Origin of the sequence: Vibrio aestuarianus (assembly GCF_012395185.1) — a bacterium.
Lineage (GTDB): Bacteria > Pseudomonadota > Gammaproteobacteria > Enterobacterales > Vibrionaceae > Vibrio > Vibrio aestuarianus.
This window is the reverse complement of record NZ_JAAZTU010000025.1, coordinates 25,060-51,724: the sequence shown is the minus strand read 5'-3', so window position 1 is coordinate 51,724 and position 26,665 is coordinate 25,060. Positions and strand designations below refer to the sequence as shown.

Genomic DNA, 26,665 nt, shown 5'->3' with positions numbered 1-26,665 from the left:
GAAATATGAGTCCTATTATGAATAAAGAGAATACACAAGTCGTCATTATTGGTGCGGGTCCTTCAGGTTCGACGGCTGCTGCGTTGCTCCATGCTCAGCAGATTGACGTTATTGTTCTAGAAAAAGCTCAGTTTCCTCGTTTCTCTATTGGCGAAAGCTTACTTCCGGCTTGTATGGAAGTGATTGAAGAAGCAGGGATGCTGCAATCGGTTGTCGACGCTGGCTTTCAATATAAAGATGGTGCAGCTTTTCGCAAAAATGGCGTCTATACCCAATTTGACTTCACCGATAAATTTTCATCGGGCCCAGGAACGACCTTTCAAGTGCAGCGAAGTCACTTTGATAAAGTCCTTGCCGATTCTGCGGCTGAACAGGGGGTTGAAATTCGCTATCAGCATGAATTACTTGATATCCAGTTCCAAGATGATCAATCACTGTTGCTTGTTAAGGATTCAGAGGGTGTCGAATATCAGATTGAAGCAGAATATGTACTTGATGCGAGTGGATTTGGTCGTGTGTTGCCAAGGCTACTTGAATTGGAAGAACCTTCTTGTTTACCACCGCGTAAGGCTATTTTTACTCATATTGTTGATAATATCGATTCACCTCAAGAGCAATATGATAGGAATAAAATATTAATTTCAGTTCACCCGGTTAACCCAGATGTGTGGTATTGGCTTATCCCATTTTCAAATGGTGTCTGCTCGTTAGGTGTTGTCGGAGAGCCTGATTTTTTCGCTCAATATCCGAGTGAAAAAATTGATACCATTCAACAATTAGTGAGTGAAGTTCCAGAGTTTGCTGCAATTCTAAATAACGCACAATTCCCTAATCCTGCAGGAGAGTTGGGCGGGTATTCGGCGAACGTAAAGCAATTAGCGACTCGTCATTATGCTTTGTTAGGTAATGCTGGTGAATTTTTAGACCCCGTATTCTCTTCTGGTGTCACCATCGCGATGAAGTCCGCGCAATTGGCTACATCGTGTGTCGTTAATCAGTTAAAAGGTCAACGGGTTGACTGGCATCAAGATTATTCACAACCATTAATGGTCGGCGTTGATGTGTTTAGAACCTATGTGGAAGGGTGGTATAACGGCACATTGCAAGATGTGATCTTTTATGAAAATCCGAACTCACGCATTAAACAAATGATTTGTTCAATCCTTGCGGGATATGCTTGGGATGTGAGTAACCCTTATGTATCAGAGCATCAACGCCGTTTAATCAACCTTGCTGAATTTATCCACTCTTCTTAGTCGCGTCTTTCATCTCTGAGTGTCATTCTCGCTATTTTATAAAGTAGTGAGAATGGCGTTATTCAATCCTCATTGTCGTTTTAATGCGACAACCGGGCCGTTTACAGTTAGCTCTATACCCTTCCTACTTGAAGTTGCAGCGGTGTTGGCTACATTCGCTCACCCCAATCACATAGTTTATCTATGCTCATGGGGATGAACTCACTTGCCGCCTACCTGCAACTTCAAGTTGTTTGGGTATATCATTTATTATTCATTAATTTGTAAATATTACTTTACAGGTTGTCGTGGTGTTATTTTTCTGAAAGGGTAACTTTCTTCACAGAACATGTAATTAGGAAAGTTAATCGTTAGTTAACGCTAGATCTACGATACCGCTAGTGCTAGATTTTTCAGCAAATCTCTAGCATAAGATGTTGTAAAATCGTGTTGTGGTAGATGATTTGGTACCGTGATCACAATCAAAATGTATTATTTGCTTTAATGAACTGACTTTTGGTTATTAGACATTTTTTTCCACTGATTTAAGTGTCTGGTCGGAGGATTATGCGACTTTTTACGACGTTTTTATGGCAAATTATTTCAATGATTGATAATGTGTGCCGCACTCCTTGTAAGGTTTTAGATTTTTCTGCTTAGTTTTTGCGCTAAATAAATCTAAATATCTAGCCGTTCTAGATACCTTGTGAGGAAGTCATGGATGCAAAATAAAAACTTGGAGTTTATGCATGTATAAAAATAAAATCACCCAAGCCCTTCTTCTAGGTGCTGGTTTGGCAGTGGCTGCCACTTCTACTATTACTCTTGCAGCTGACGTTCCAGCTGGTACTCAATTGGCAAAAGTTCAGGAACTCGTTCGTGGTAACGGTACTGAGGTTGCTTCTCTTGATCCACACAAAACTGAAGGTGTGCCAGAGTCAAACGTAATTCGTGACCTGCTGGAAGGTTTGGTCAACCAAGATGCCGACGGCAACACTATCCCAGGTGCCGCGGAAAGTTGGGAAACGACAGACAACAAAACGTTCATTTTCCATCTGCGTAAAAATGCAAAATGGTCAAATGGCGATCCTGTAACGGCTGAAGACTTTGTTTATAGCTTCAAGCGTTCAGTAGATCCAGTGACCGCATCTCCATACTCTTGGTACTTAGAAATGACTACCATGGAAAATGCGGCAGATATTATCGCAGGGAAAAAAGACAAAGAAGCTCTAGGTGTGAAAGCGTTGGATGCTAACACGCTTGAAATTAAACTAGAGTCAGCACTGCCATATTTCGTAAAAATGATGGGGCACACAACAGTGAAGCCTGTTCATCGTGCGACGGTTGAACAATATGGTGACAAATGGACTAAGCCAGAACATTTTGTTGGTAATGGTGCATACGTTCTTGAAAACTGGGTAGTGAACGAGCGTTTAGAGCTAAAGCGTAACCCTAATTACTGGGATAACGAACACACGGTTATTGATAAGGTCACTTACCTACCAATCGAAAACCAAGTGGCGGAAATGAACCGCTTCCTCTCTGGTGAAATCGACATCACCCATGAATTGCCTATTGAGCACTTCAAACGCTTGAAAAAAGAATACCCAGAGTCTGTTCAAGTTCAAGGTAACTTGTGTTCATACTACTATGGTTTCAACAACCAAAAAGCGCCGTTTGATGACGTTCGTATCCGTAAAGCACTATCGTACGCGATTGACCGTGACATCATCTCTGATGCTATTCTTGGCCAAGGCCAAAAACCTGCTTATTTCTTGACGCCTGAAATTACAGCTGGATTCAACCCTGAAATGCCGGCTTACGGTAAATTGAACCAAAAAGAGCGCATTGCTGAAGCTAAAAAGCTACTAGCAGAAGCGGGTTACGATAAGTCGAATCCACTCTCTTTTACGCTTCTATACAACACATCTGAAAACCACAAGAAAATTGCTACAGCAATTCAATCTATGTGGAAATCATCACTGGGTGTGCAAGTTGCACTAGAAAACCAAGAGTGGAAAACGTACTTAGATACGCGTCGCCAAGGTAACTTTGATGTGACTCGCGCTGGTTGGTGTGGTGACTACAATGAAGCATCGGCATTCCTTTCTTTAATGCAATCGAACAACAGCTCGAACGATCCTAAGTATCATAGCGCTGAATACGATGCAGTGATGGATAAAGCCATGGCCGCAACGTCAGATGCAGAAACATCGGCATTGTATGTTGAAGCTGAGAAATTGCTAGCGCGCGATATGCCTATAGCACCGATTTATCAATACGTTAAATCTCGTCTAGTCTCTCCACAAGTTGGTGGCTATCCATCAAACAACGCGGAAGATAAGATCTACTCAAAAGATCTTTACATTAAAGCTAAGTAATTCAACTTACGCTTATAAAAATATAATGACTACAGACACTGCATGTATTTATCAACTGATAAGAATGTACATGCAGCGTCTTTTTAATTTTAATTGTCACAGACTGAAAGAGTGAGTTTATGCTTAAATTCATCGCAAAAAGGATATTTGAAGCGATCCCAACCCTGTTGGTATTGATCACGGTATCTTTCTTTCTCATGCGTTTTGCTCCGGGTAGCCCGTTTTCAAGCGAACGTACATTACCACCTGAAGTTGTCGCCAACATCAACGCAAAATATGGCTTAGATAAGCCAGTGTCAGAACAGTACCTCACGTACTTGACCAATATATTGCAAGGCGATTTTGGACCTTCTTTTAAATATAAAGATTTTACAGTAAATGAACTGGTTGCTGATGCACTTCCTGTGTCAGCCAAGGTCGGCTTTGCTGCGTTTATTTTTACCGTCATTATGGGGGTGTCGGTCGGTACGATTGCTGCGTTGAAGCAAAATACCTGGCTTGACTATTCGATCATGGCGACCGCTATGCTCGGGGTGGTGATGCCTTCCTTTGTGCTGGCGCCAGTCCTTATCTACATATTTTCGATTAATCTAGGTTGGTTCCCTGCGGGGGGATGGAAGGATGGCTCCTTTGCCTATATGGCACTGCCCGTCATTGGTATGTCGATGTTATACGTTGCGACTTTTGCGCGTATTACTCGTGGTTCGATGATTGAAACGCTCAACAGTAACTTTATCCGTACCGCGCGCGCTAAAGGTCTGAGTTACGGCTATATCATCATCAAACACGCCTTAAAGCCAGCCATGTTACCTGTGGTTTCTTATATGGGACCTGCATTTGTCGGCATCATTACCGGTTCTGTTGTTATCGAAACGATTTTTGGCTTGCCTGGTATCGGTAAGTTATTCGTTAATGCTGCATTTAACCGTGACTATTCGTTGGTCATGGGTGTCACTATTCTCATTGGTTTCTTATTTATCATATTCAATGCGATTGTGGATATTTTGCTCGCTTATATCGATCCTAAAATTCGCTACTAACAGGGACGTATGGTTATGTTAACGAAAAAAGAAAATTTAGAAGCGATTGAGAAATTTTCAGCAAGTCTGGAAATTGAGGGTCGCAGTTTATGGCAAGATGCTCGTATCCGTTTTATGCGTAATAAAGCGGCGATGGTGAGTTTGTTCATCTTATTATTAATTACCTTGGCGGTATTCTTCCTGCCAATGTTCTCAGCTTATACCTATGAAGATACCGACTGGTATTCAATGCACGCAGCGCCTTCTATGGAGCACTTATTTGGTACAGATGCGCTCGGGCGCGACTTGTATGTGCGTACTTTGGTTGGTGGACGTATTTCGTTACTAGTTGGGGTAATGGGTGCATTGGTTGCGGTACTGATTGGTACTTTATATGGCGCCGCTTCCGGTTTTATTGGTGGCCGTGTTGACCGTATCATGATGCGTATTCTTGAAATTCTGTACGCAATCCCGTTCATGTTCTTGGTGATTGTCTTAGTGACTTTCTTCGGGCGCAATATTGTCCTGATCTTCGTCGCTATTGGTGCCATCGCTTGGCTCGATATGGCGCGTATTGTGCGTGGTCAAACGTTGAGCTTACGTAGTAAAGAGTTCATTGAAGCGGCACATGTCTGTGGTGTGAGTAAATGGAAAATCATTACTCGTCATATAGTGCCAAACGTTTTGGGTATTGTTGCGGTTTATTCAACACTACTGGTTCCAAGTATGATTTTGACTGAATCATTCTTATCTTTCCTTGGTCTTGGTGTGCAAGAGCCAATGACAAGCTGGGGGGCATTGCTACAAGAAGGCGCAAATACGATGGAGGTTGCAATTTGGCAACTGTCGTTCCCAGCAGCATTCATGGTGGTCACCCTGTTCTGCTTTAACTATGTTGGTGATGGTCTGCGCGATGCGCTGGATCCTAAAGACAGATAATTAAAAGTATTAAGGAAAGCAATATGAGCTTATTAGATGTCAAAGATCTGCGTGTCGAATTTACCACTCAAGATGGTATTGTTACCGCAGTAAACGACTTAAACTTCTCGCTGAATCAAGGTGAAACCTTAGGTATCGTAGGTGAGTCAGGTTCCGGTAAATCGCAAACGGTATTTGCTATTATGGGACTGCTGGCGAAGAACGGTATTATTAGCGGTAGTGCAAAATTTGAAGGAAATGAGATTCTTAATTTGCCAGAAAAAGCACTGAACAAAGTTCGTGCTCAGCAAATAGCGATGATTTTCCAAGACCCAATGACGTCACTGAACCCTTATATGAAGGTAAGTGACCAATTGATGGAAGTACTCATGCTGCATAAAGGCATGGGTAAAGCTGAAGCGTTTGAAGAATCGGTTCGCATGCTAGAAGCGGTGAAGATCCCCGAAGCTCGCAAGCGTATTACTATGTATCCACATGAATTTTCAGGTGGTATGCGCCAACGTGTGATGATTGCAATGGCGCTGTTATGTCGTCCAAAACTACTGATTGCTGATGAGCCTACAACGGCACTGGATGTAACAGTTCAAGCACAGATCATGGATCTGTTGAACGAACTTAAGAGTGAATTCAATACTGCCATTATTATGATCACTCATGATTTAGGTGTTGTTGCTGGCTCTTGTGACAAAGTGTTGGTGATGTATGCAGGACGTACGATGGAGTACGGTTCTGTTGATGAAATATTCTATAACCCAAGCCACCCTTACGCTGAAGGCCTATTAAAAGCCATTCCTCGTTTAGATACGGAAGGTGAAATCTTACCAACTATTCCAGGTAACCCACCAAACCTACTGCGCTTACCACCAGGTTGCCCTTACCAAGAACGTTGCCATCGTGTAACGGACCGTTGTAAGCGTGAAGCACCCGTGTTGCTGCCATTTGCAGATGGCCGCCAGCGTGCTTGTTTTTCTGATTGGGAGGCTTGGACAAAATGAGCGTACAAAAACCATTATTACTCGATGTAAAGAATCTCAAAGTTCACTTTAATATTGCCTCAAAATCGGCTTGGCCTTGGTCTAAACCGTCAAACTTAAAAGCGGTGGATGGTGTTAATGTCCGACTATACGAAGGCGAAACATTAGGCGTAGTTGGTGAGTCAGGCTGTGGTAAATCCACGTTTGCTCGTGCCATTATCGGTTTAGTTGAAGCGACAGAAGGCGAAGTCGTTTGGTTGGGTGATGACCTGACTAAAATGAAAGAAGTTGAACGTCGTCAGACACGTAAGCAAATTCAGATGATTTTCCAAGATCCACTTGCCTCATTAAACCCGCGAATGACGGTTGGCGATATTATCGCTGAACCGCTACAAACGTTTTACCCAGAGCTTTCTAAGCAAGAGGTGAAAGATCGCGTTAAAGAGATGATGGCTAAAGTTGGTCTGTTACCTAATGTGATTAACCGTTATCCGCATGAATTTTCAGGTGGTCAATGCCAGCGTATTGGTATCGCGCGTGCACTTATCCTGAACCCGAAAATGATCATTTGTGATGAACCAGTCTCGGCGCTTGATGTATCGATTCAGGCGCAGGTGGTTAACTTGCTTAAAGAGCTACAAAAAGAGCTCGGCCTGAGTTTAGTTTTCATCGCTCATGATTTATCGGTAGTGAAACATATTTCAGACCGTGTATTGGTGATGTACTTAGGTAATGCAGTTGAACTCGGTACTTCAGAGGCGTTGTTTGCTAACCCATCACACCCTTACACCAAGGCGTTGATGTCGGCGGTACCGATTCCTGATCCAAAACTAGAGCGTTCGAAGAAAATCCAAATGTTGGAAGGCGATTTACCGTCGCCAATTAACCCACCATCTGGTTGTGTATTCAGAACTCGCTGTCCTCAAGCAACGGACCTTTGTGCGCAACAAAAGCCTCAGATTAAAGGCAGTGATGTCCATGCTGTTTCATGCTTGCATGTTGACATGTAAATTCAGCCTGTGACGGGCATAAGCGCGGCTCCTTGTTTGGGTCGCGCTTTTTTTATTCTAGTCGACCAAAGATCTGTTCGAATTTTTTGAATGACAAGATCAATCGAGTCGGGTTTTGCCCTGTACTGTGGTCTCTATAATGGGATGATAAAGCAGCGATATTAAGAGGGTGAATCATGGGAAAGTTAGTGCAAGGTGTGTGGCATGATGTTTGGTACGATACCAAGGCGAGCAACGGTAAATTTATCCGTGAAGATGCAGGTTTTCGTAGCTGGATAGAAAATAAACCGGATGCGCTATATCAGCCAGAATCAGGTCGCTATCATCTCTATGTTTCTCTTGCCTGTCCATGGGCACACCGCACGCTGATTTTTCGTGAGTTAAAAGGATTAACACAACATATCGATGTCACCATTGTATGCCCAGACATGCTTAGCGAGGGCTGGTGCTTTGGTATTCCAGAGCCGTTATATGGCTATACTCGTTTACACCAAATTTATACCCAAGCAAAAGTGGATTATACAGGTAGGGTAACCGTTCCCGTTTTATGGGATAAAAAAACCAACACGATTGTGAGTAACGAATCGTCTGAAATTATTCGTATGTTTAACAGTGCATTTGATCAACTGACGGGGAATCAACAGGACTATTACCCTGACGCTTTGCGTGCAGCTATCGATGAATGGAATGATTATATTTATCCTAATATCAATAATGGGGTATATCGTTGTGGTTTTGCAACCACACAAGAGGCTTATGAAGAAGCGTATCAATCGCTTTTTGCTGCTCTTGATAAGGTGGATAGCCACCTAGCGACTCATCGTTATTTGGTGGGAGGTCAGATCACAGAAGCGGATTGGCGTTTATTCACTACATTGATACGCTTTGATGCAGTTTATGTTGGTCACTTTAAATGCAATAAAAAGCGCATTGCTGATTATAAGTACCTCAATGGTTACTTAAAAGAGCTATACCAAGTTTCTGGAGTGAAAGAAAGTACCGATTTTTACCATATTAAACGTCACTATTATTTCAGTCACAGCGGGATCAACCCAACTCGAGTGGTGCCCGCAGGCCCTGAATTGGATTTAGAAAGTCCGCATGGTCGCGAGAGTATCGCGATATAAATACCACGTTATACCACTCACAGTAATTAAGTGATCAGCTTGAAAAAAAGCCCTCAAGGTTAACCTTGAGGGCTTTTGTCATTGGTTAAACCAAAATCTAAAAATTATTTAGTTTCTTGTCCAGCCTGAATAGCGGTTAGGGCGATAGTGTAAACAATATCGTCAACCAATGCGCCACGAGACAAGTCATTGACAGGTTTGCGCATACCTTGCAGCATTGGACCAATAGAAACAAGGTCTGCTGAACGTTGTACCGCTTTGTAGGTTGTATTACCCGTGTTTAGGTCTGGGAATACGAATACCGTTGCTTTACCTGCTACTGGAGAATTTGGTGCTTTAGAAGCTGCTACGTTTTCCATGATTGCGGCGTCGTATTGTAGAGGACCGTCAATGATAAGATCAGGACGTTTCTCTTGAGCAATGCGAGTAGCTTCACGTACTTTATCAACATCTGCGCCTTTACCAGACTCACCAGTTGAGTATGAAATCATCGCAACACGTGGGTCGATACCGAATGCTGCTGCTGAATCTGCAGATTGAATCGCGATTTCAGCCAATTGCTCAGCATTTGGATCTGGGTTGATTGCACAGTCGCCGTAAACCAATACTTGATCAGGCAGTAGCATGAAGAAGATCGAAGATACGATCGATGCATTCGGTGCCGTCTTGATGATTTGGAATGGCGGTACAATGGTATTTGCAGTGGTATGTACTGCACCAGAAACTAGGCCATCAACTTCATTCGCTTCAAGCATCATTGTGCCAAGGAATACTGAATCTTGCAGTTTTTCACGAGCAACGACTTCAGTCATGCCTTTCGCGCCGCGAAGTTCAACTAAGCGTGCTACGTAATTTTCGCGTACTGAATCGGCATCGATAATCTCAACACCAGCGCCTAGCTCAACACCTTGCTGAGCCGCAACGCGGCGGATTTCTTCTGGGTTACCAAGAAGTACACAAGTAGCAATACCGCGTTCAGCACAGATAGCTGCAGCTTTCACTGTACGTGGCTCATCACCTTCAGGAAGAACAATGCGCTTGCCTGCACGACGAGCGTATTCTGTTAATTGGTAACGGAATGCGGGTGGGCTTAGGCGACGAATGCCTTGCGTGCCTTCAGATAAAGAGTTAATCCAAGGACCATCAATGTGGCTTGCAACGTGATCGTTGATGAACTCAATACGCTCTTTATCATCAGCTGGAACTTCTAGACTAAAGCTTTGTAGGTTTAGTGAAGTTTGCCATGTGTTGCCTTGTGCTTTGAAAATTGGCAAGCCACTTTCAAATGCAGGTTTGCACAGGTCAGCGATTTCTTTTGGAATATCATAGCCACCGGTTAGCAATACCGCACCGATTTCTACGCCGTTCATAGCCGCTAGAGAGGCCGCAACGATAACGTCAGGACGGTCAGCTGAAGTGACTAGCAGAGAGCCTGGTTTGAAGTGCTCAATCATGTGCGGTAGAGAGCGCGCACAGAATGTGATGCTCTTAATACGGCGTGTTTTGATTTCACCTTCATTAATGATTTCTGCATTAAGGTGCTTGGCCATATCGATAGCGCGAGTCGCGATTAAGTCGATGCTCCAAGGCACGCAACCTAGCACACGAATTGGGCTAGAGTTGAAGATTTGCATCACTTCAAGGTTAGCTTGCTTGGCACTGTCTGCATCATCAAAGATTTCTGATAGATCAGGACGAGTACGACCTGCATCATCAACAGGTGCATTGAGCTTGTTAATGATAACGCCAGAAATGTTCTTATTCTTTGTTCCGCCAAAGTTTGAGCACGCCACTTCAATGCGTTCTTTCAACTGAGTTGGATTATCCGTACCTGGGGTGGCCACAAACACAATTTCAGCACCCAGAGTTTTCGCAATTTCAGCGTTTACTTGGTTAGCAAATGGGTGTTTACGAGTTGGTACTAGACCTTCAATCAGCGTTACTTCTGAAACTTTATTAATGTGGTTGTAACGTTCAACGACCGTTTCAAGCAACACATCCATCTTCTCGCTACCGATTAAGGCTTCAGCGGCTGACATCATCATTGGTTCAGCAATTTTGATATCGCTGTTACGGCCGATAATGGTAGAGGTAAGATCAGGTTGATCGCCACCAGAACGTGGTTGTGCAATTGGCTTATAAAAAGAAACGCTAACGCCTTTACGCTCCATTGCGCGAAGGACACCCATGCTTACGCTAGTAAGACCAACACCAGCGCTAATAGGGATAAGCATAATAGTACGGGACATGAGTAGAGTACCTCAAACTATTGAAATCAATCTAATCGAGATTAGATTACAAAAGGAACAAAGCTCAACATTACCAGTAGTAGGAATTATTTGTTGAGCCTCGGTAAAAAACTGGCTAACTCGAGGAGTTAGCCAGAAAGTCAATTAAAGACCTGTTAGACGAGCGGTATCTTCAGCGATGACTAGCTCTTCATTAGTAGAGATAACCATTGCAGGGATGCGGCTGTTCTCTGTTGTGATAACACCTTCGCCGCCGAAACGAGCTTTAAGGTTAGCTTCACCATCCACTTCGATACCGAAGATAGCTAAACGGTTTAGAACCATTTCGCGAATTGGTGCAGAGTTTTCACCGATACCACCAGTGAAGACGATAGCATCTAGACGACCTTCCATAGAAGCCGTGTAGCCAGCTACGTACTTAGCTAGGCGGTGACAGAATACGTCCATCGCACGTGTAGCTTCTTCTTTAGTACCGTAGTTATCTTCAACGAAACGGCAATCAGAAGTCACACCAGTAAGACCTAAGAGGCCAGACTCTTTAGTGAACATTGTGTTGATTTCAGCAACACTCATACCTAATTTGTCATGTAAATGGAACATTACCGCAGGGTCAAGATCGCCACAACGAGTACCCATTACAAGACCTTCTAGTGGAGTTAGGCCCATAGACGTATCAACTGATTGACCATTTTTAATAGCACAAACAGACGCACCGTTACCTAGGTGGCAGTTAATGATGTTTACTTCATTAGCTGGTTTACCTAAACGCTCAGCCGCTTCACGAGCAATGAATAGGTGAGAAGTACCGTGTGCGCCATAGCGACGAATACCGTGATCTTTGTATAGGTTGTACGGTAACGCGTATAGGTATGCTTCTTCAGGCATTGTTGTGTGGAATGCTGTGTCAAAAACGGCAACATTTTTTAGATTTGGAAATGATTTTTGAGCCGCTTTAATGCCGATGATGTGCGCTGGGTTATGAAGTGGTGCGAAGTTCGCTGCATCTTCAATACCTTGCAGTACTTCATCAGAGATCAGTGCTGAAGCAGTAAATTGTTCACCACCGTGAACAACACGGTGACCAACGGCTGCAATATCGGCTGCAAGTTCAGGCTTAGAAGCAAGAATAGTTTCAACCATGAACGCTAGTGCTTCTTCGTGTGCTGCACCTTCGCCCAATTGAGCTTCATGTTTACCATCAAGTTTCCACTTGATGCGTGCTTCAGGAAGGTGAAGACATTCAGCAAGGCCTGATAGGTGCTCTGCACCTGATTCTGCATCAACAACAGCGAATTTAAGAGAAGAACTACCGCAGTTTAAAACTAAAACTAGCTTAGACATGTGTGACTACCTGTAATAATCGGTTAAGATAAAAATCATTCTCAAGAATAGTCCAACCTTTACGGAGTGCTACTAATCTTGGTCAATAAAACTTGAATTTCCGTATAATGAGACGTGACTTTTTGAGTAAAATCAGTCGGTGCATTCCTTGCAGAATTCATCTCGGAGTTGCCTAAATGCTAAATAACAGCAACAATGAGATTGAGGGTCTGCAAAGGATAGCGATATTGGGCCAATATAACAAAAAAATTTTGAAAGAATATTAACTTTCATCAAATTTTTACGCGATTAGTTGAATCATTAAACTATTTTTTAGTTAAATGAGCGGCATCTAGAGTGAGAGAGCGCTATGAATAATAAAGTTGGAATCGTTCACAGCTTGAAAGATGGCCAGAAGTACATGGATACTTGGCCTATCCGTAAAGAGTTGGGATTTATTTTCCCAGAGCAGCGTATTATTAAAGCAACGCGATTCGGCGTTAAAGTTATGCCGGCTATTGCAGCGATCAGCGTGCTGACTCAAATGGTGTTTCATAATGCACAAGCGATGCCACAGGCCATCGTGATTGCACTTTTTGCGATCAGTCTACCGCTACAAGGTATGTGGTGGTTAGGTAATCGTGCCAACACACAACTTCCTCCGTCATTAGCGGGGTGGTATCGTGAACTGCACCAAAAAATTGTTGAAAATGGATTTGCTTTAGATCCGATGAAAGCAAAGCCGCGCTACAAAGAGTTAGCCGTGATTCTCAATCGTGCGTTTCGTCATTTAGACAAAGCAGCATTAGAGCGTTGGTTTTAAATCGTGCTAGCCAGTTAGTTGTACTCTGAAATTAACCGTTGTAGGACTTCCAGGTGGAGTCCTCTTGGATTTCCTCTTTAATACCGTAAGACCGTATTCTCACCTCTCTTTTTGTTATTTTACTGTTAAATCTCACTTCCCTTTATTCTAAGTTACTGGTAATAATGTTGTTAGTTGCGCATTAAGTGCACACTTATAAAAATATAAAACACAACATCCAATACCAAGTGCTTAAATCAAGGAGTTAAGATGAAAGCAGGCAAAGTCATTGCTACCGCCGTTCTCGCTGGAGCCGCATTACTATCTTCAACGAGTATCATGGCAAAAACTGCCAAAGTTGCAGTATCACAAATTGTTGAACACCCGGCCTTAGACGCCACTCGTCAAGGTCTTCTTGATGGCCTCAAAGCAAAGGGCTATGAAGAGGGCAAAAACTTAGAGTTTGATTTTAAAACTGCTCAAGGTAACCCTGCCATTGCTGTACAGATCGCTCGTCAATTTGTCGGTGAAAATCCAGATGTATTAGTTGGTATTGCAACACCAACAGCGCAAGCGCTAGTGTCTGCTACTAAGAATATTCCTATTGTGTTTACCGCAGTTACTGACCCAGTAGGGGCAAAACTTGTTAAGAAGCTAGAGCAGCCAGGTAAAAATGTGACCGGTCTTTCTGACCTATCACCGGTAGAACAGCATGTTGAATTGATTAAAGAAATTATGCCGAATGTGAAAACGATCGGTGTGGTTTTCAACCCTGGTGAGGCTAATGCCGTTAGTTTGATGGAACTATTAAAATCAAGCACCAAAAAGCATGGCATCGAATTAGTAGAAGCGACGGCGTTAAAAAGCGCGGATGTTCAAACCGCAACTCAAGCTATCGCGGCCAAATCTGACATTATTTATGCCTTGATTGATAACACGGTTGCTAGTGCTATTGAAGGCATGATTGTGTCAGCCAACCAAGCTAAAACGCCAGTATTTGGTGCGGCGACTTCGTATGTTGAACGTGGCGCAATAGCAAGCCTTGGTTTTGATTATTATCAAATTGGTGTGCAAACGGCCGATTATGTTGCCGCTATTTTAGAAGGGCAAGAGCCTGGGAAGCTGGATGTTAAAGTGGCGAAAGGATCAGATCTTTTTGTCAATAAAACCGCTGCAGACAAACTTGGTTTAACCATTCCTCAATCCATTCTGGATCGTGCGACGAGCGTAAAATAAAGAAAATTCAGAGTTGGGGTCATAGTACTCCAGCTCTGTTTAAGCAGAGAAAGGAGTTGTTATGTCTGCTTTTGCTTTTTTTGGCGCTCTAGAAATAGGGTTGCTTTACGGGCTGGTGGCACTGGGTGTTTACCTGACTTTCCGTGTCCTTGATTTTCCCGATCTGAGTGTTGATGGTAGTTTCCCAATGGGAGCCGCTGTAGCTGCGACAGCCATTGTTGCTGGAATAAATCCTTGGGTTGCGACTGGCATGGCTATCTTAGCTGGGGCCTTCACTGGCTGGGTTACTGCCTTTCTGGCTGTCCGTTGCGGCATCTTACACTTGCTTGCCTCAATCTTAACGATGATTGCCGCTTTCTCAATTAACATCCGGATCATGGGGCGCCCTAACATCGCGTTGTTGGGTGAAGACACGATCCTGACCCCATTTGAAGCTTTAGGTGATCCTGTTTATATCCGCCCACTGGTAGTTGGTGTGCTGGTGCTTATATCGGCATGGGCAGTGGTTCGCTTGCTTAATAGTGATTTTGGACTTGGCCTACGTGCCACTGGTGTTAACGCGCGTATGGTTTCAGCACAAGGTGGCAGCACCGCATTTTATACCTACTTTGGGCTGGCATTATCCAATGGCTTTGTTGGTTTTGCTGGTGCCTTGTTTGCGCAAACCAACAGTTTTGCTGATGTAACTTCCGGTGTGGGGACTATTGTTGTCGGTCTTGCCGCCGTTATTTTAGGCCAGACATTAATTCCAGGACGCAAAATATGGGTAGCCGTAGTAGCGGTTATTGTAGGATCTGTGCTTTATCGCTTAGCGGTAGCTTTTGCGCTGAGTTCTGGAATGTTTGGCTTGCAAGCGTCGGATCTCAACTTAGTAACGGCTGTACTGGTCGCGATTGCACTCATTGCTCCAAAACTTAAAAGGAATTTCAAGGCAAAAAAGGGGAGTAATCCTGCTCAGAAGTCCGTTGTTGCTAAGCAGGATAAAGCGTCAGGAGAAACATTATGATCCGTTTAGAAGATATTCAAGTTACTTTTAATCCTGGCACTATTTTAGAAAATCGAGCGTTAAGAAGTATCAATTTGGAAGTGCCAGAACATCAATTTTTGACTGTGATTGGGTCAAATGGAGCTGGTAAATCGACCTTATTAGGGGCCGTAACTGGTGAGACACCGATGGTAGGTGGAAAAGTATTGGTTGATGAGATTGATGTCACTCGTCAGACAGTTGATCAGCGAGCCAAAGTCTGTGCGCGCGTTTTTCAGGACCCATTAGCAGGTACATGTGGTGATTTAACGATTGAAGAAAATATGGCGCTAGCGTTTATGCGTGGTAAGCGAAGAGGGTGGGGTTTATCACTTTCTGCGTCTCGCCGAAAGCTATTCCAAGAGCGTATTTCGATTCTAGGGTTAGGTTTAGAAGATCGCCTCGGTGATAATATCGGTTTGCTGTCTGGTGGACAGCGTCAAGCCGTGAGTTTAGTGATGGCGACTTTGTCAGATAGCAAACTTCTGCTGCTTGATGAGCACACTGCGGCTCTTGATCCCCGTATGGCGGCTTTCATTATCGATTTAACCAAAACTATCGTCAAAGAATTCAATTTGACGGTAATGATGGTAACGCATTCAATGAAAGATGCCCTAGCATGTGGTGATCGAACTGTCATGCTTCACCAAGGTGAAATTGTTCTTGATGTGTCTGGTGAGCAGCGTGCCAATATGAAAGTGCCTGATCTACTAGAAATGTTTTCCAAGGTCCGTGGTGAGGAACTGGCTGATGATAGCCTATTACTCAATTAGTCTAGGCGTTGCATGCCCTTCAAGTGGTTTGGGTATATAACGCTATGATTTTATAATATACGCTGTTAAGGAACGTCTGCTGGTTAGTTTGGTTTTGTTTTACCGAATTTATGTCGAAAGCCCATCAATTGTATTAAACTTTTGATGGGCTTTAATATCTCTATCTGAACTAGGATGCTGAATGAACCACAATGTAAGTCTAAAATCGATTATTTTGGGGCCTATTGTTTTTGCTCTGATTATGGTGATGCTTGTTGTACACAATTATATGAATATCGTAAATGAGGATATTGATAACCAGTACGCGTATATTGATGCATCGCTTACACGCTCAGCAAAAGTTATAACCTCGCTAGATTATAGCTTTACTAGTTATTTCAAAAATAGGGATGTGCAGTTAGTTGATCTTAACCGAGAGGTATCGGGGGGGCTGTGTCGCATGTGGCCTTTTGAATCGTCAATTTTAGCTGACAATAAAAGCCATGACATTCCAACTGTTGAGATCAGTTATATGTTGGTGGGAAAGGAGTCGCTGTGTGATGAGAGTAGTGCATTATTTAAACGCGCAGCAAGAAAAATTGCATTAGCACCAATATTGTCATTTTTACATGATTTAGATGATTTTATTTACGGTATTCATTATGTCGATAATTTTGGTTATGTGATGTCATCGCCAGATACGGTTTCCAAAAATATTAATAAAGATACACTTGCTATTGTAAAATCACGTCCTTATTGGCAAAAAACAGCTGCAAATCATAACCAAGTTACAGTGTCAGGCCCCGCAATTTTGGGGGAGTTCTCCTTAAGCGAACCGGTTTTATCCATGACATTACCGGTAATGTACAAAGACAAATTCCAAGGAGCTATCGCTTTAAATATCGAGGTCGATAAACTGCTCAATAAGCAGAGTAAACTGACCAATTTAATACATTTGATTGACAATAAAACCACCCCTGTTCCCGATAATGCTTACCGGGAAAAATTGCTTAATATTGATGGGCTCGACTTCCATCACTTACTTTACTATGAATTAAATTGGCATGATGAATTTAAAAATTTCCTCGAGGTGAAAAAATTCAACTTAACCGTCGTATTCATTGTTTATCTATTTTCTGTTGTCACATTGTTTTATTTTAATTCGCGTGTTGAACAAGCCCATTTAAAAGACTTAGCGGCTCGAGACCCAATGACAGGTCTACTTAATCGCCGAGGTTTAGAGACTTTCTTGAGTAAAATAAAGTACGGTGAATATGCCGTAATTGCGGTGTTGGATATAGATGACTTTAAAGTAATTAATGATACTTATGGGCATGACGTGGGGGATAACGTAATTTGTTACGTTGCTGATCAGCTAGAAACGAATACACGTGATAGTGATGCAGTTGCAAGGTTTGGTGGCGAAGAGTTTGTGGTGTACCTGACAGGGCATAATGTGGAAAGAATGAAACAGATCATGCAACGGGTAAAAGATGCAATAGTGACTGATTCAAGTCGAGTTATTGACTCTGGATTTACTATTTCAGGTGGCGTAGAAGTGGTTAAAAAAAGCTCTGGCGACTTCGAAACTTGGTTTAAAGCCGCCGATGAGAAACTGTATCAAGCTAAAAAAACAGGCAAGAATAAACTCGTATTTTAGCCTTGAGCTCAAAGCTTAGGCATGTAAGCTAGCGCGGTATCGTTCTATGTGTTCAACGATAGGAGCTGCGGTATTGAAGGTACGTATTTCTCTGAATAGTTCGTTAGCTTGAGGATATTGTTGACGTAGGTAAGCGAACCACTGTTTGACGCGATTCGGGTAATAAAGCCCTTTGTCACCTTTTATTTCATACTGAGAATAGCGCAGCATCAGATCAACGACATCATACCAAGGCATCACTTTATGGTTATGTTTGACCACATTGCCTAAATTGGGGACATTAAATGCACCGCGACATACCATCAATGAATCAACGCCCGTAGTTTCAATACAAGCTTGTCCGTCTGCGTAATTCCATATTTCACCATTGGCGATTAAAGGAATCGACGTTTTTTGACGAATTTGATTAATGTAATCCCACTTGATTTCACTGGCTTTGTAGCCACCGGCTTTAGTTCTGGCGTGCACCGTTAACTCATTAGCACCGGCTTGTTCAATCGCATCTACAATTTCAAAGCAATCATTAGGGTCTTCCCACCCCAGACGAATTTTAGCTGAAACAGGAATATGGTCGGGCACGGCATCTCGACACGCCTTGACCACTTGGTAGATTAACTCGGGGTGTTGTAATAATGCTGCGCCGCCTTTACTGCGGTTTACAAGCCTTGCTGGGCAGCCAAAGTTGAGGTCAATTCCTCGAGCGCCTAAGCTTGCGGCTCGGACGGCATTTTCTGCCATCCAATTTGCTTCTTGACCGAGTAATTGCACATGAACAGGTACACCGGACTGGGTACAAGAATCATTTTCTAACTCAGGACAAAGGCGATAAAAAACATGATCAGGCAGCAGTTGGTCGATAACACGCACGAATTCGGTAACACACAGATCGTAATCATTGATCTGAGTGAGTAGTTCACGCATTAAATGATCTAACACACCCTCCATTGGGCCCAAAATTACTCGCATTATCATATCGCCTTAGAAATTTGAGGCGAGATTGTAGTGGTTGAGGAATCAAAAGTCACTAACCGCAAGAGTTAGTATATAATTAGCGGCCAAATGCACGTAAAGACTGAATTCAATGACCTACCATCTTATTAATATTTCTGAGGCTGAATGCCAACATTCCCCACTGTTTCTAGAAGGTGCGATACTTGCCTCCAACTTCGCTACTCAACCGCTTGAACCGAGTGCATGGTTAGAACCTTTGGTTGGTGAAAAGGTCAATACTATTGAGCCTTTGGTTGTTGAGCAGATAAATCAGCAATATCATTTACTCAAGCGCAGTGAATATTCTGCCCTTGCTTTGTTAGATACTCGTGAGCAATGGGCTGATTACGCGCAAGGCTTCATGAATGTTTGGCCTGTAGTTGAAGAGCATTGGGTCGAACACCAAATTGGGGATGGCAGTTTACGCATGCTTCAAGCGTTGCTTACCACTTTTATGCTTGCTATTGATGAAGAGCAAACCCAACAACAGATGAAAGAATCTGGATTTGAGATACCACCCAGTTTAAGTGATTTTGCCGAGCAACTGGATGTGATGATCACTGAAGTGGCTTTGATGGCTGATGAATTAATGCTTGGTGCCAAAACACAAAGTGTTAACCCATTCAAAAATGTGGGCCGCAATGATGCTTGTCCGTGTGATAGCGGCAAAAAATTTAAGCAATGCTGTGGGAAATAGCGGTCAATGCAGCGTTAAAATCTCCACAAAACGCTGACAAATCAAGGTGAATAAACACCTATAAAGAACGTAATTATTGTCTAATCGGAGTGATATCCATGAATAAAGTATTGGCCTTATTGCTATGCGGCTTTTCTGTATCTGTTTTGGCTGCCCCAAAAGATGAGCTTAGCCATCGCCTTGCACTCAACGAAGGATTTAGTGCAACTTTCACACAACAAGTTGTTAGCCCTGATGGTGATATTGTAATGGAAGGCCAGGGTAAAGTTGATATTGCTCGTCCAAGCCTTTTCCGTTGGGAAACCACCGCACCTGATGAAAACCTTTTAGTGTCAGATGGTAAAAGCCTCTGGTATTACAGTCCGTTTATTGAACAGGTCAGTATTTACAATCAAGCTCAAGCTACCGAACAAACTCCTTTTGTATTACTCACACGTAACCGCGCAAGTGATTGGGATAACTACCAGGTTGACCAAGCGGATGACCGTTTCACATTAACGCCGACAGCTGCTGATTCCAATCAAGGCCAATTTCAAATTGATATTGGCAGTAAAGGTATCGTCAAAGGTTTTAACGTCATTGAACAAGATGGCCAAAAAAGTATGTTTACGTTTAACAATGTTAAATTAGATAAACCCAATGCAGCTTCGTTCACCTTTAAGATTCCACAAGGGGTTGAGGTCGACGACCAGCGTAATTAATTGAGCAAGAAGGGTTAGAGTGAGTAACTACAGCTTAGATTTTTCAGGGGATGAAGATTTTCGTCCACTGGCAGCGCGAATGCGCCCACAAACTGTCGAACAATATATTGGTCAGCAACACATTCTTGGAGTGGGGAAACCATTACGCCGAGCATTAGAAGCGGGCCATATTCACTCGATGATTCTGTGGGGGCCTCCTGGCACAGGAAAAACAACACTAGCTGAAGTTGCGGCGAATTATGCCAATGCTGAGGTTGAGCGGGTTTCTGCGGTTACATCCGGTGTCAAAGAAATTCGCGCCGCGATAGAGAAAGCACGTGAAAACAAAATGGCTGGACGTCGCACTATTTTATTTGTGGACGAGGTGCACCGTTTTAATAAATCTCAGCAAGATGCTTTTTTACCGCATATCGAGGATGGCACGGTTACTTTTATCGGTGCCACGACCGAAAACCCTTCATTTGAACTCAATAACGCACTGCTTTCTCGTGCTCGTGTTTATAAGCTTACTTCACTTAATAGAGACGAAATCTTACTCGCACTCAATCAAGCCATTGCAGATCAAGACCGAGGTTTGGGTAAGATTGCCGCGCAGTTTATGGATAACGTGCTCGAACGCTTGGCTGAATTAGTCAATGGTGATGCACGTATGTCACTGAATTACCTTGAGCTTTTGTTCGATATGGCGGATGAAAATGCGCAAGGAGAAAAGTTAATTACGTTGAAGCTGCTAGCGGAAGTCGCTGGTGAAAAAGTTTCTCGTTTTGATAATAAAGGGGACATTTGGTACGACTTGATTTCTGCCGTGCATAAATCGATTCGTGGTTCAAACCCTGACGCAGCGCTGTATTGGTCCGCGAGAATGATTGCTGCTGGGTGTGACCCGCTGTACATTGCCCGCCGCTTGTTAGCTATCGCTTCAGAAGATGTTGGTAATGCTGACCCGCGCGCGATGCAAGTGGCATTAGCGGCTTGGGATTGCTTTACCCGTGTTGGTCCTGCTGAAGGTGAGCGCGCTATTGCACAAGCAATAGTCTATTTAGCTTGTGCACCAAAAAGTAATGCGGTTTATACTGCATGGAAGCAAGCTTTAGCTGACGCTCATAATTTACCAGAATACGAGGTGCCGCCTCATTTGCGTAACGCCCCGACCAGTTTGATGAAAGATCTTGGTTATGGTGCTGAATATCGTTATGCCCATGATGAACTCGGTGCTTATGCGGCGGGGGAGCGTTATCTGCCTCCTGAGATGATCGAAACTCGCTACTATTTGCCAACAAATCGAGGTTTAGAAACCAAAATTGGCGAAAAGTTAGATTACTTGGCTAGTTTAGACGCAAAAAGCCCACAAAAGCGCTATGAAAAATAGTGTCTTTTCGTTATCTTTGTCTGGTTCAATTTTCTATACGTGCTGCTCTTACTAAAAAGGGATGCAGGCGCGTTTTTTCATAACTAAAAGCATAGGATTAGCAATGCTGGATTCTAAATTACTTCGCACTGAGCTGGATGAAACAGCTGCAAAATTAGCGCGTCGCGGTTTCAAACTCGACGTTGAGACAATTCGTCAACTTGAAGAACAACGTAAATCCATTCAAGTAGAAGTTGAAAATTTACAATCCACGCGCAACTCCATCTCCAAAGAAATTGGCCAAAAAATGGCAGCTGGTGATAAAGCTGGCGCAGAAGAGATCAAAAAACAAATTGGTTCTCTAGGGAGTGATCTTGACGCGAAAAAAATTGAGTTGGCTGATGTCCAAGCAAAATTAGATATGGTGACTCTGTCGGTACCAAACCTGCCAGATGACTCTGTACCAGATGGTAAAGACGAAAATGACAACGTAGAAATTTCTCGTTGGGGTGAGCCAAAAAGTTACGATTTCGAACTGAAAGATCACGTTGATTTAGGCGAGATGGCTGATGGCCTAGATTTCGCAAGCGCTACTAAAATCACTGGTGCACGTTTTATCGTGATGAAGGGGCAATTTGCTCGTCTACACCGCGCTATTGCACAATTTATGTTGGATCTTCACACTCAAGAACATGGCTACACAGAAATGTATGTGCCTTACCTTGTGAACTCAGACAGCCTATTCGGTACTGGTCAACTACCTAAATTTGGTCAAGACCTATTCCACACTGAGCCACTAACTGAAAAAGTGAATGATGAAGAGCCACGTAAACTGTCTCTTATCCCAACAGCCGAAGTACCGGTAACGAACTTGGTGCGTGACACCATTTCAGATGAAGCGGATCTGCCACTTAAAATGACGGCGCACACACCATGTTTCCGTTCTGAAGCGGGTTCTTATGGTCGTGATACTCGCGGTCTTATTCGTATGCACCAATTTGATAAAGTTGAGTTGGTACAAATCACGCGCCCAGAAGATTCAATGGCTGCGTTAGAAGAGTTAACCGGTCACGCTGAAAAAGTACTGCAATTGCTTGAGCTTCCATACCGTAAAGTCGTACTTTGTACTGGCGATATGGGCTTTGGTGCACGCAAAACCTATGACTTGGAAGTGTGGGTTCCAGCACAGGGGACTTACCGTGAGATCTCATCTTGTTCAAATATGTGGGATTTCCAAGCACGTCGTATGCAAGCTCGTTTTCGTCGTAAAGGCGCGAGCAAACCTGAGTTGGTGCACACCCTTAACGGTTCTGGTCTTGCGGTTGGTCGTACTATGGTTGCTATCTTGGAAAACAACCAACAAGCGGATGGTCGTATTGTTATCCCTACTGCGCTGCAATCTTACATGGGTGGCGCAACACACATCGGTTAATGATGCTGTTGATTCAATGCAAAAACCGACTTTCGAGTCGGTTTTTTTATGCATAATCGTAACGTTTAAAGGTTATCAAATTGAAAGCATTGCCAATTTTTTAGCGCGGCTTCAACAGCTTTAACTAATTTTTCAATCTCATCAGGCTGAGATATAAACGGTGGCATCATGTAAATTAAGCGACCAAAGGGTCGAATCCAGACCCCGTGTTCAACAAACAGTTTCTGAATCACTTCCATATTGACAGGATAGTGAGTTTCAACCACACCAATAGCGCCCAGCCAGCGAGTTTCTTTTACTAAGTCAAAGTCGTTCAGCTTTGGTAGCAAATTAGCAAATTGCGCTTCAATGCGTCGGGTTTGCTGTTGCCAATCTCCTCGTTCAATCAGCTCTAAACTGGCGGTTGCGACAGCACAAGCAAGTGGGTTGCCCATAAAAGTAGGGCCATGCATAAAGCAGCCTGCCTCACCGCCGCATACCGTGTCTGCAACTACTTGTGTGGTCAGCGTTGCGGAAAGCGTCATATATCCACCCGTTAAGGCTTTACCGACACATAAGATATCGGGCTTAATGGCGGCGTGTTCACAAGCAAACAATTTCCCAGTACGGCCAAAACCAGTAGCAATTTCATCGAGAATTAAAAGCACGCCCGTTTCATTGCACAATTGGCGAACTTGGCGTAGAAATTCAGGGTGATAAATTCGCATTCCTCCGGCGCCTTGGACTATTGGTTCTAGGATCACAGCTGCAATTTGTTGATGATTATCCAAAAGCTTATGCTTAAAGTCGGCAATGTCATTCTCATCCCACTCTTGCCAATAACCTGAAGTGGGTGACTGAGCGAAAATATGCTCTGGCAAAAATCCTTTATAAAGGTTATGCATTGAATTATCAGGGTCGGTGACTGACATTGCCGCAAAAGTATCACCGTGATAGCCATGACGTAGTGTGAGAAATTTTGGTCGCTGTTCTCCCTTAGCATGCCAATATTGCAGCGCCATTTTTAAACTCACTTCTACTGCCACAGAACCAGAATCAGCCAAAAAAACTTGCGCTAGGTTACTGGGTGCCAATGCGAGCAATTTTTTACACACATCAATGGCGGGTTGATGAGTAATACCGCCAAACATCACATGCGACATCTTATCAATTTGTTGATGTGCGGCTTGATTAAGGTATGGGTGGTTGTAACCATGAATCGTTGACCACCAAGACGACATGCCATCAATTAAGCATCTGCCATCTTCCAAATAGAGGTTTACACCTTGGGCATGGGTCACTGGGTAGCAGGTCAGAGGTGTTAAGGTCGAAGTGTACGGATGCCAGATATGCTGGCGGTCGAAGGCTAAATCCATTGCAAATCCATATGATATTGATGGTTATAAAATAACCAGATGTAAATCATCGTGTTTTCTTATTGTTGACAGTCTATCGCTTGTAGCTAAACTAGCCAAGCATCAAAATAATAAAACTGATTAAGGAATACACGTGGAAGCTCGTCATAACTGGACAGTTGCTGAAGTCAACGAACTGCTCAAAAAACCTTTTATGGATTTGCTGTTTGAAGCGCAGCTCGTTCATCGTCAATACCACCCACATAATTATGTTCAAGTCAGTACGCTGCTTTCGATTAAAACTGGCGCATGCCCTGAAGACTGTAAGTATTGTCCGCAAAGTGCCCACTACCGTACGGATGTCGACAAAGAACGTTTGATGGAAGTTGAGCGCGTGTTAGATGCCGCACAAAAAGCAAAGAATTCTGGCTCTACCCGTTTTTGCATGGGAGCGGCGTGGAAAAACCCGAAAGCACGTGACATGCCTTTGCTAAAAGAGATGATTGGTGGCGTAAAAGAGATGGGTTTAGAGACGTGTATGACTTTGGGAATGTTAACGCCAGATCAAGCACAAGAATTGGCAAGTGCAGGGCTTGACTACTACAACCACAATCTTGATACCTCGCCAGAATATTACGGCAACATTATTACCACGCGTACTTACCAAGACCGTTTAGATACCTTGTCACACGTTCGTGATGCAGGCATGAAAATTTGCTCTGGTGGCATTATTGGCATGGGTGAAAGTGCTAATGATCGCGCTGGATTATTGGTGGAATTAGCAAACTTACCAACTCAACCTGAAAGTGTGCCGATCAATATGTTGGTGAAAGTTAAAGGCACACCGCTTGAACAAGCCGAAGATGTGGAAGCGTTTGATTTTATCCGTTTGATCGCTGTGGCTCGCATTATGATGCCTCAATCGGCAGTGCGCCTTTCTGCTGGTCGAGAAAATATGAATGAACAGATGCAAGCTCTGTGTTTTATGGCCGGCGCTAACTCTATTTTCTATGGTTGTAAGCTGCTAACTACGCCAAATCCGGATGAAGACAGTGATATGCAGTTGTTCAACAAGCTCGGTATCAATAGCCAACAAGTCAGTCAAAAACCGGATGAAATCGAAGCAAGTGAATTACTTGATCGCGTGGTAGAGCGGGTAGCCTCTCGTCCAAGCAAAGATGACCTTTTTTACGATGCTAGCGTTTAACTCTCGCGTTTCAGCCGCTCTTAGTCAGCGTCGTGAAATGGGACTTTCTCGAAGTCTCGTTACTGTTGAGGCGGGTAACCAAGCGCAATTAATCAAAGATGGAGTGAGTTTCCTCAATTTTTCCAGTAATGATTATCTTGGTCTTGCGAGCGATGCTGAGCTGATTCAAGCCTGGCAGCATGGGCTGACTTTATATGGCTGCGGAAGTGCAGCTTCTCCGCTGGTGACGGGGTTTAGCCCTGCCCATCAAAATCTTGAAGCCAAACTGTGTGAATGGCTCGGTTATGAACGCGCCATTTTGTTTGGTTCTGGTTTTAGTGCCAACCAAGCCATGTTATTCAGCTTACTCGAAAAAGGCGACTTGCTGTTGCAAGATAAGCTTAACCATGCGTCCTTAATGGAAGCGGGTATGCTTTGTGATGCCACGATGAAGCGCTTCAAACACAATGATGCTAATCATCTATGCCAATTACTTGATAACGATAGCAACACTTTAGTTGTTACTGAGGGGGTGTTTAGTATGGATGGTGATCGCGCACCGCTTGGTGACATCGATAGCGCTTTGCAAGGCAAAGCTTGGTTGGCAGTCGATGATGCACATGGAATCGGGGTACTTGGTGATGGCGGGTCGGGCAGTTGTAATGCGGCTGGCATTAAGCCACAGTTATTAGTGATCACTTTTGGTAAAGCATTTGGTTTGTCGGGGGCGGCTGTTTTGTGTAGCCATGCGGTGGGAGATTTTCTTACTCAGTTTGCTCGTCATCATGTTTATTCTACCGCGATGCCACCTGCGCAAGCTTATGCTCTTTCCTATGCTATTTCGATGGTTAGGCAACAGCAGTGGCGCCGAGAAAAATTATCAGAGCTGCAAGCGCATTATGCGAGCCGTATGAAGAGTTTTAGTGGTTATGTTGATACACCGACACCGATTAAGCCGTTTGTGATTGGTGATGCGTTTAAGGCGGTTAATGTCGCAGAACAATTGCGCCATGCAGGGTGTTGGTTAACTGCCATTCGCCCACCGACAGTGCCGCAAGGAAGTGCAAGGCTACGGATTACATTAACCGCTAACCACTCAATACAACAGGTTGAACAATTAACGACTCAGCTTCAGCGCTCGTTAGAGGAACATCGGTAATGTCACAAGTCAATTACCTAGCAAACGATGTGCAACTGGAAAGCTATCTACAATTGGAAGCCGGTTCAAAACCAGAAATCCATCAGACAA

General features: G+C 43.6%; 22 protein-coding genes. 18 read left to right on the top strand and 4 right to left on the bottom strand.

Annotated elements, in window-relative coordinates; all coding sequences use genetic code 11:
• Nucleotides 1-17 precede the first annotated feature (17 nt).
• The 7 genes from HGG78_RS12750 to HGG78_RS12720 all read left to right on the top strand — a co-directional run bounded on the left by HGG78_RS12750 (nt 18) and on the right by HGG78_RS12720 (nt 8,685).
• Nucleotides 18-1,256 (top strand): NAD(P)/FAD-dependent oxidoreductase, encoded by a 1,239-nt coding sequence (locus tag HGG78_RS12750; RefSeq protein WP_172533096.1) that lies wholly within the window; start codon nt 18-20, stop codon nt 1,254-1,256.
• Nucleotides 1,257-1,984: 728 nt separating this feature from the next.
• Nucleotides 1,985-3,616 (top strand): ABC transporter substrate-binding protein, encoded by a 1,632-nt coding sequence (locus tag HGG78_RS12745; RefSeq protein ID WP_172533095.1) that lies wholly within the window; start codon nt 1,985-1,987, stop codon nt 3,614-3,616.
• A 119-nt stretch (nt 3,617-3,735) separates the two neighbouring features.
• On the top strand, nt 3,736-4,656 hold the full coding sequence (oppB, locus tag HGG78_RS12740) for an oligopeptide ABC transporter permease OppB (protein ID WP_053309272.1): 921 nt from the start codon (nt 3,736-3,738) through the stop codon (nt 4,654-4,656).
• Between the two features lie 15 nt (nt 4,657-4,671).
• Nucleotides 4,672-5,574: an oligopeptide ABC transporter permease OppC gene (gene oppC, locus HGG78_RS12735; RefSeq protein WP_053309273.1), complete on the top strand. Its 903-nt coding sequence runs from the start codon at nt 4,672-4,674 to the stop codon at nt 5,572-5,574.
• 23 nt (nt 5,575-5,597) lie between these two features.
• Nucleotides 5,598-6,569, top strand: coding sequence for an ABC transporter ATP-binding protein (gene oppD, locus HGG78_RS12730; RefSeq protein WP_172533094.1), 972 nt, complete (start codon nt 5,598-5,600; stop codon nt 6,567-6,569).
• Nucleotides 6,566-7,558: a murein tripeptide/oligopeptide ABC transporter ATP binding protein OppF gene (oppF, locus tag HGG78_RS12725; RefSeq protein ID WP_053309275.1), complete on the top strand. Its 993-nt coding sequence runs from the start codon at nt 6,566-6,568 to the stop codon at nt 7,556-7,558. The genes oppD and oppF overlap by 4 nt, the downstream gene beginning before the upstream one ends.
• Nucleotides 7,559-7,734: 176 nt before the next feature.
• Nucleotides 7,735-8,685: a glutathione S-transferase family protein gene (locus tag HGG78_RS12720; RefSeq protein ID WP_172533093.1), complete on the top strand. Its 951-nt coding sequence runs from the start codon at nt 7,735-7,737 to the stop codon at nt 8,683-8,685.
• 104 nt (nt 8,686-8,789) lie between these two features.
• Here HGG78_RS12720 and pta read toward each other — a convergent pair whose 3' ends face one another.
• Together pta and HGG78_RS12710 are read right to left on the bottom strand one after the other, a co-directional pair.
• On the bottom strand, nt 8,790-10,934 hold the full coding sequence (pta, locus tag HGG78_RS12715) for a phosphate acetyltransferase (RefSeq protein WP_053309277.1): 2,145 nt from the start codon (nt 10,932-10,934) through the stop codon (nt 8,790-8,792).
• A 144-nt stretch (nt 10,935-11,078) separates the two neighbouring features.
• Nucleotides 11,079-12,275 carry an acetate kinase gene (locus tag HGG78_RS12710; protein ID WP_053309278.1) on the bottom strand — a complete coding sequence of 399 codons (1,197 nt, stop codon included), beginning with the start codon at nt 12,273-12,275 and terminating at the stop codon, nt 11,079-11,081.
• 349 nt (nt 12,276-12,624) lie between these two features.
• On the opposite strand from HGG78_RS12710, the gene yfbV reads away from it, so the two are divergent.
• From yfbV to HGG78_RS12685, 5 genes are all read left to right on the top strand, one after another.
• Complete coding sequence (gene yfbV / locus HGG78_RS12705; protein ID WP_053309279.1) at nt 12,625-13,077, top strand: terminus macrodomain insulation protein YfbV; 453 nt, start codon at nt 12,625-12,627, stop codon at nt 13,075-13,077.
• A 249-nt stretch (nt 13,078-13,326) separates the two neighbouring features.
• Entirely contained in the window at nt 13,327-14,292 is a 966-nt protein-coding gene (locus HGG78_RS12700) for an ABC transporter substrate-binding protein (protein ID WP_172533092.1), read from the top strand.
• Nucleotides 14,293-14,353: 61 nt separating this feature from the next.
• Nucleotides 14,354-15,298 carry an ABC transporter permease gene (locus tag HGG78_RS12695; RefSeq protein ID WP_172533091.1) on the top strand — a complete coding sequence of 315 codons (945 nt, stop codon included), beginning with the start codon at nt 14,354-14,356 and terminating at the stop codon, nt 15,296-15,298.
• On the top strand, nt 15,295-16,089 hold the full coding sequence (locus HGG78_RS12690) for an ABC transporter ATP-binding protein (protein ID WP_168521697.1): 795 nt from the start codon (nt 15,295-15,297) through the stop codon (nt 16,087-16,089). The genes HGG78_RS12695 and HGG78_RS12690 overlap by 4 nt, the downstream gene beginning before the upstream one ends.
• Nucleotides 16,090-16,270: 181 nt before the next feature.
• Nucleotides 16,271-17,728 carry a GGDEF domain-containing protein gene (locus tag HGG78_RS12685; RefSeq protein WP_172533090.1) on the top strand — a complete coding sequence of 486 codons (1,458 nt, stop codon included), beginning with the start codon at nt 16,271-16,273 and terminating at the stop codon, nt 17,726-17,728.
• A 15-nt stretch (nt 17,729-17,743) separates the two neighbouring features.
• On the opposite strand, the gene dusC is transcribed toward HGG78_RS12685, so the two are convergent.
• Nucleotides 17,744-18,694, bottom strand: coding sequence for a tRNA dihydrouridine(16) synthase DusC (dusC, locus tag HGG78_RS12680; protein WP_053309284.1), 951 nt, complete (start codon nt 18,692-18,694; stop codon nt 17,744-17,746).
• 115 nt (nt 18,695-18,809) lie between these two features.
• On the opposite strand from dusC, the gene HGG78_RS12675 reads away from it, so the two are divergent.
• The 4 genes from HGG78_RS12675 (at nt 18,810) to serS (ending at nt 22,896) form a co-directional block, all read left to right on the top strand.
• On the top strand, nt 18,810-19,415 hold the full coding sequence (locus HGG78_RS12675) for a YecA family protein (protein ID WP_172533089.1): 606 nt from the start codon (nt 18,810-18,812) through the stop codon (nt 19,413-19,415).
• 98 nt (nt 19,416-19,513) lie between these two features.
• Nucleotides 19,514-20,116, top strand: coding sequence for an outer membrane lipoprotein periplasmic chaperone LolA (gene lolA, locus HGG78_RS12670; RefSeq protein ID WP_172533088.1), 603 nt, complete (start codon nt 19,514-19,516; stop codon nt 20,114-20,116).
• A 19-nt stretch (nt 20,117-20,135) separates the two neighbouring features.
• Nucleotides 20,136-21,485 (top strand): replication-associated recombination protein A, encoded by a 1,350-nt coding sequence (locus HGG78_RS12665; RefSeq protein ID WP_171980984.1) that lies wholly within the window; start codon nt 20,136-20,138, stop codon nt 21,483-21,485.
• A 103-nt stretch (nt 21,486-21,588) separates the two neighbouring features.
• Nucleotides 21,589-22,896, top strand: a complete 1,308-nt coding sequence (gene serS / locus HGG78_RS12660) for a serine--tRNA ligase (RefSeq protein WP_172533087.1) — start codon at nt 21,589-21,591, stop codon at nt 22,894-22,896.
• Nucleotides 22,897-22,961: 65 nt separating this feature from the next.
• Here serS and bioA read toward each other — a convergent pair whose 3' ends face one another.
• Nucleotides 22,962-24,251: an adenosylmethionine--8-amino-7-oxononanoate transaminase gene (gene bioA / locus HGG78_RS12655; protein ID WP_172533086.1), complete on the bottom strand. Its 1,290-nt coding sequence runs from the start codon at nt 24,249-24,251 to the stop codon at nt 22,962-22,964.
• Nucleotides 24,252-24,384: 133 nt separating this feature from the next.
• On the opposite strand from bioA, the gene bioB reads away from it, so the two are divergent.
• Both bioB and bioF read left to right on the top strand, forming a co-directional pair.
• Nucleotides 24,385-25,437 (top strand): biotin synthase BioB, encoded by a 1,053-nt coding sequence (bioB, locus tag HGG78_RS12650; RefSeq protein ID WP_053309290.1) that lies wholly within the window; start codon nt 24,385-24,387, stop codon nt 25,435-25,437.
• Nucleotides 25,424-26,575 (top strand): 8-amino-7-oxononanoate synthase, encoded by a 1,152-nt coding sequence (gene bioF, locus HGG78_RS12645; protein ID WP_172533114.1) that lies wholly within the window; start codon nt 25,424-25,426, stop codon nt 26,573-26,575. The genes bioB and bioF overlap by 14 nt, the downstream gene beginning before the upstream one ends.
• Nucleotides 26,576-26,665 lie beyond the last annotated feature (90 nt).

What these genes read in the sequence shown, in the direction of transcription:
- HGG78_RS12750 (WP_172533096.1), top strand. Translation starts at nt 18, where the DNA reads ATGAATAAAGAGAATACACAAGTCGTCATTATTGGTGCGGGTCCTTCA.
- HGG78_RS12745 (WP_172533095.1), top strand. Translation starts at nt 1,985, where the DNA reads ATGTATAAAAATAAAATCACCCAAGCCCTTCTTCTAGGTGCTGGTTTG.
- oppB (WP_053309272.1), top strand. Translation starts at nt 3,736, where the DNA reads ATGCTTAAATTCATCGCAAAAAGGATATTTGAAGCGATCCCAACCCTG.
- oppC (WP_053309273.1), top strand. Translation starts at nt 4,672, where the DNA reads ATGTTAACGAAAAAAGAAAATTTAGAAGCGATTGAGAAATTTTCAGCA.
- oppD (WP_172533094.1), top strand. Translation starts at nt 5,598, where the DNA reads ATGAGCTTATTAGATGTCAAAGATCTGCGTGTCGAATTTACCACTCAA.
- oppF (WP_053309275.1), top strand. Translation starts at nt 6,566, where the DNA reads ATGAGCGTACAAAAACCATTATTACTCGATGTAAAGAATCTCAAAGTT.
- HGG78_RS12720 (WP_172533093.1), top strand. Translation starts at nt 7,735, where the DNA reads ATGGGAAAGTTAGTGCAAGGTGTGTGGCATGATGTTTGGTACGATACC.
- pta (WP_053309277.1), bottom strand. Translation starts at nt 10,934, where the DNA reads ATGTCCCGTACTATTATGCTTATCCCTATTAGCGCTGGTGTTGGTCTT.
- HGG78_RS12710 (WP_053309278.1), bottom strand. Translation starts at nt 12,275, where the DNA reads ATGTCTAAGCTAGTTTTAGTTTTAAACTGCGGTAGTTCTTCTCTTAAA.
- yfbV (WP_053309279.1), top strand. Translation starts at nt 12,625, where the DNA reads ATGAATAATAAAGTTGGAATCGTTCACAGCTTGAAAGATGGCCAGAAG.
- HGG78_RS12700 (WP_172533092.1), top strand. Translation starts at nt 13,327, where the DNA reads ATGAAAGCAGGCAAAGTCATTGCTACCGCCGTTCTCGCTGGAGCCGCA.
- HGG78_RS12695 (WP_172533091.1), top strand. Translation starts at nt 14,354, where the DNA reads ATGTCTGCTTTTGCTTTTTTTGGCGCTCTAGAAATAGGGTTGCTTTAC.
- HGG78_RS12690 (WP_168521697.1), top strand. Translation starts at nt 15,295, where the DNA reads ATGATCCGTTTAGAAGATATTCAAGTTACTTTTAATCCTGGCACTATT.
- HGG78_RS12685 (WP_172533090.1), top strand. Translation starts at nt 16,271, where the DNA reads ATGAACCACAATGTAAGTCTAAAATCGATTATTTTGGGGCCTATTGTT.
- dusC (WP_053309284.1), bottom strand. Translation starts at nt 18,694, where the DNA reads ATGCGAGTAATTTTGGGCCCAATGGAGGGTGTGTTAGATCATTTAATG.
- HGG78_RS12675 (WP_172533089.1), top strand. Translation starts at nt 18,810, where the DNA reads ATGACCTACCATCTTATTAATATTTCTGAGGCTGAATGCCAACATTCC.
- lolA (WP_172533088.1), top strand. Translation starts at nt 19,514, where the DNA reads ATGAATAAAGTATTGGCCTTATTGCTATGCGGCTTTTCTGTATCTGTT.
- serS (WP_172533087.1), top strand. Translation starts at nt 21,589, where the DNA reads ATGCTGGATTCTAAATTACTTCGCACTGAGCTGGATGAAACAGCTGCA.
- bioA (WP_172533086.1), bottom strand. Translation starts at nt 24,251, where the DNA reads ATGGATTTAGCCTTCGACCGCCAGCATATCTGGCATCCGTACACTTCG.
- bioF (WP_172533114.1), top strand. Translation starts at nt 25,424, where the DNA reads ATGCTAGCGTTTAACTCTCGCGTTTCAGCCGCTCTTAGTCAGCGTCGT.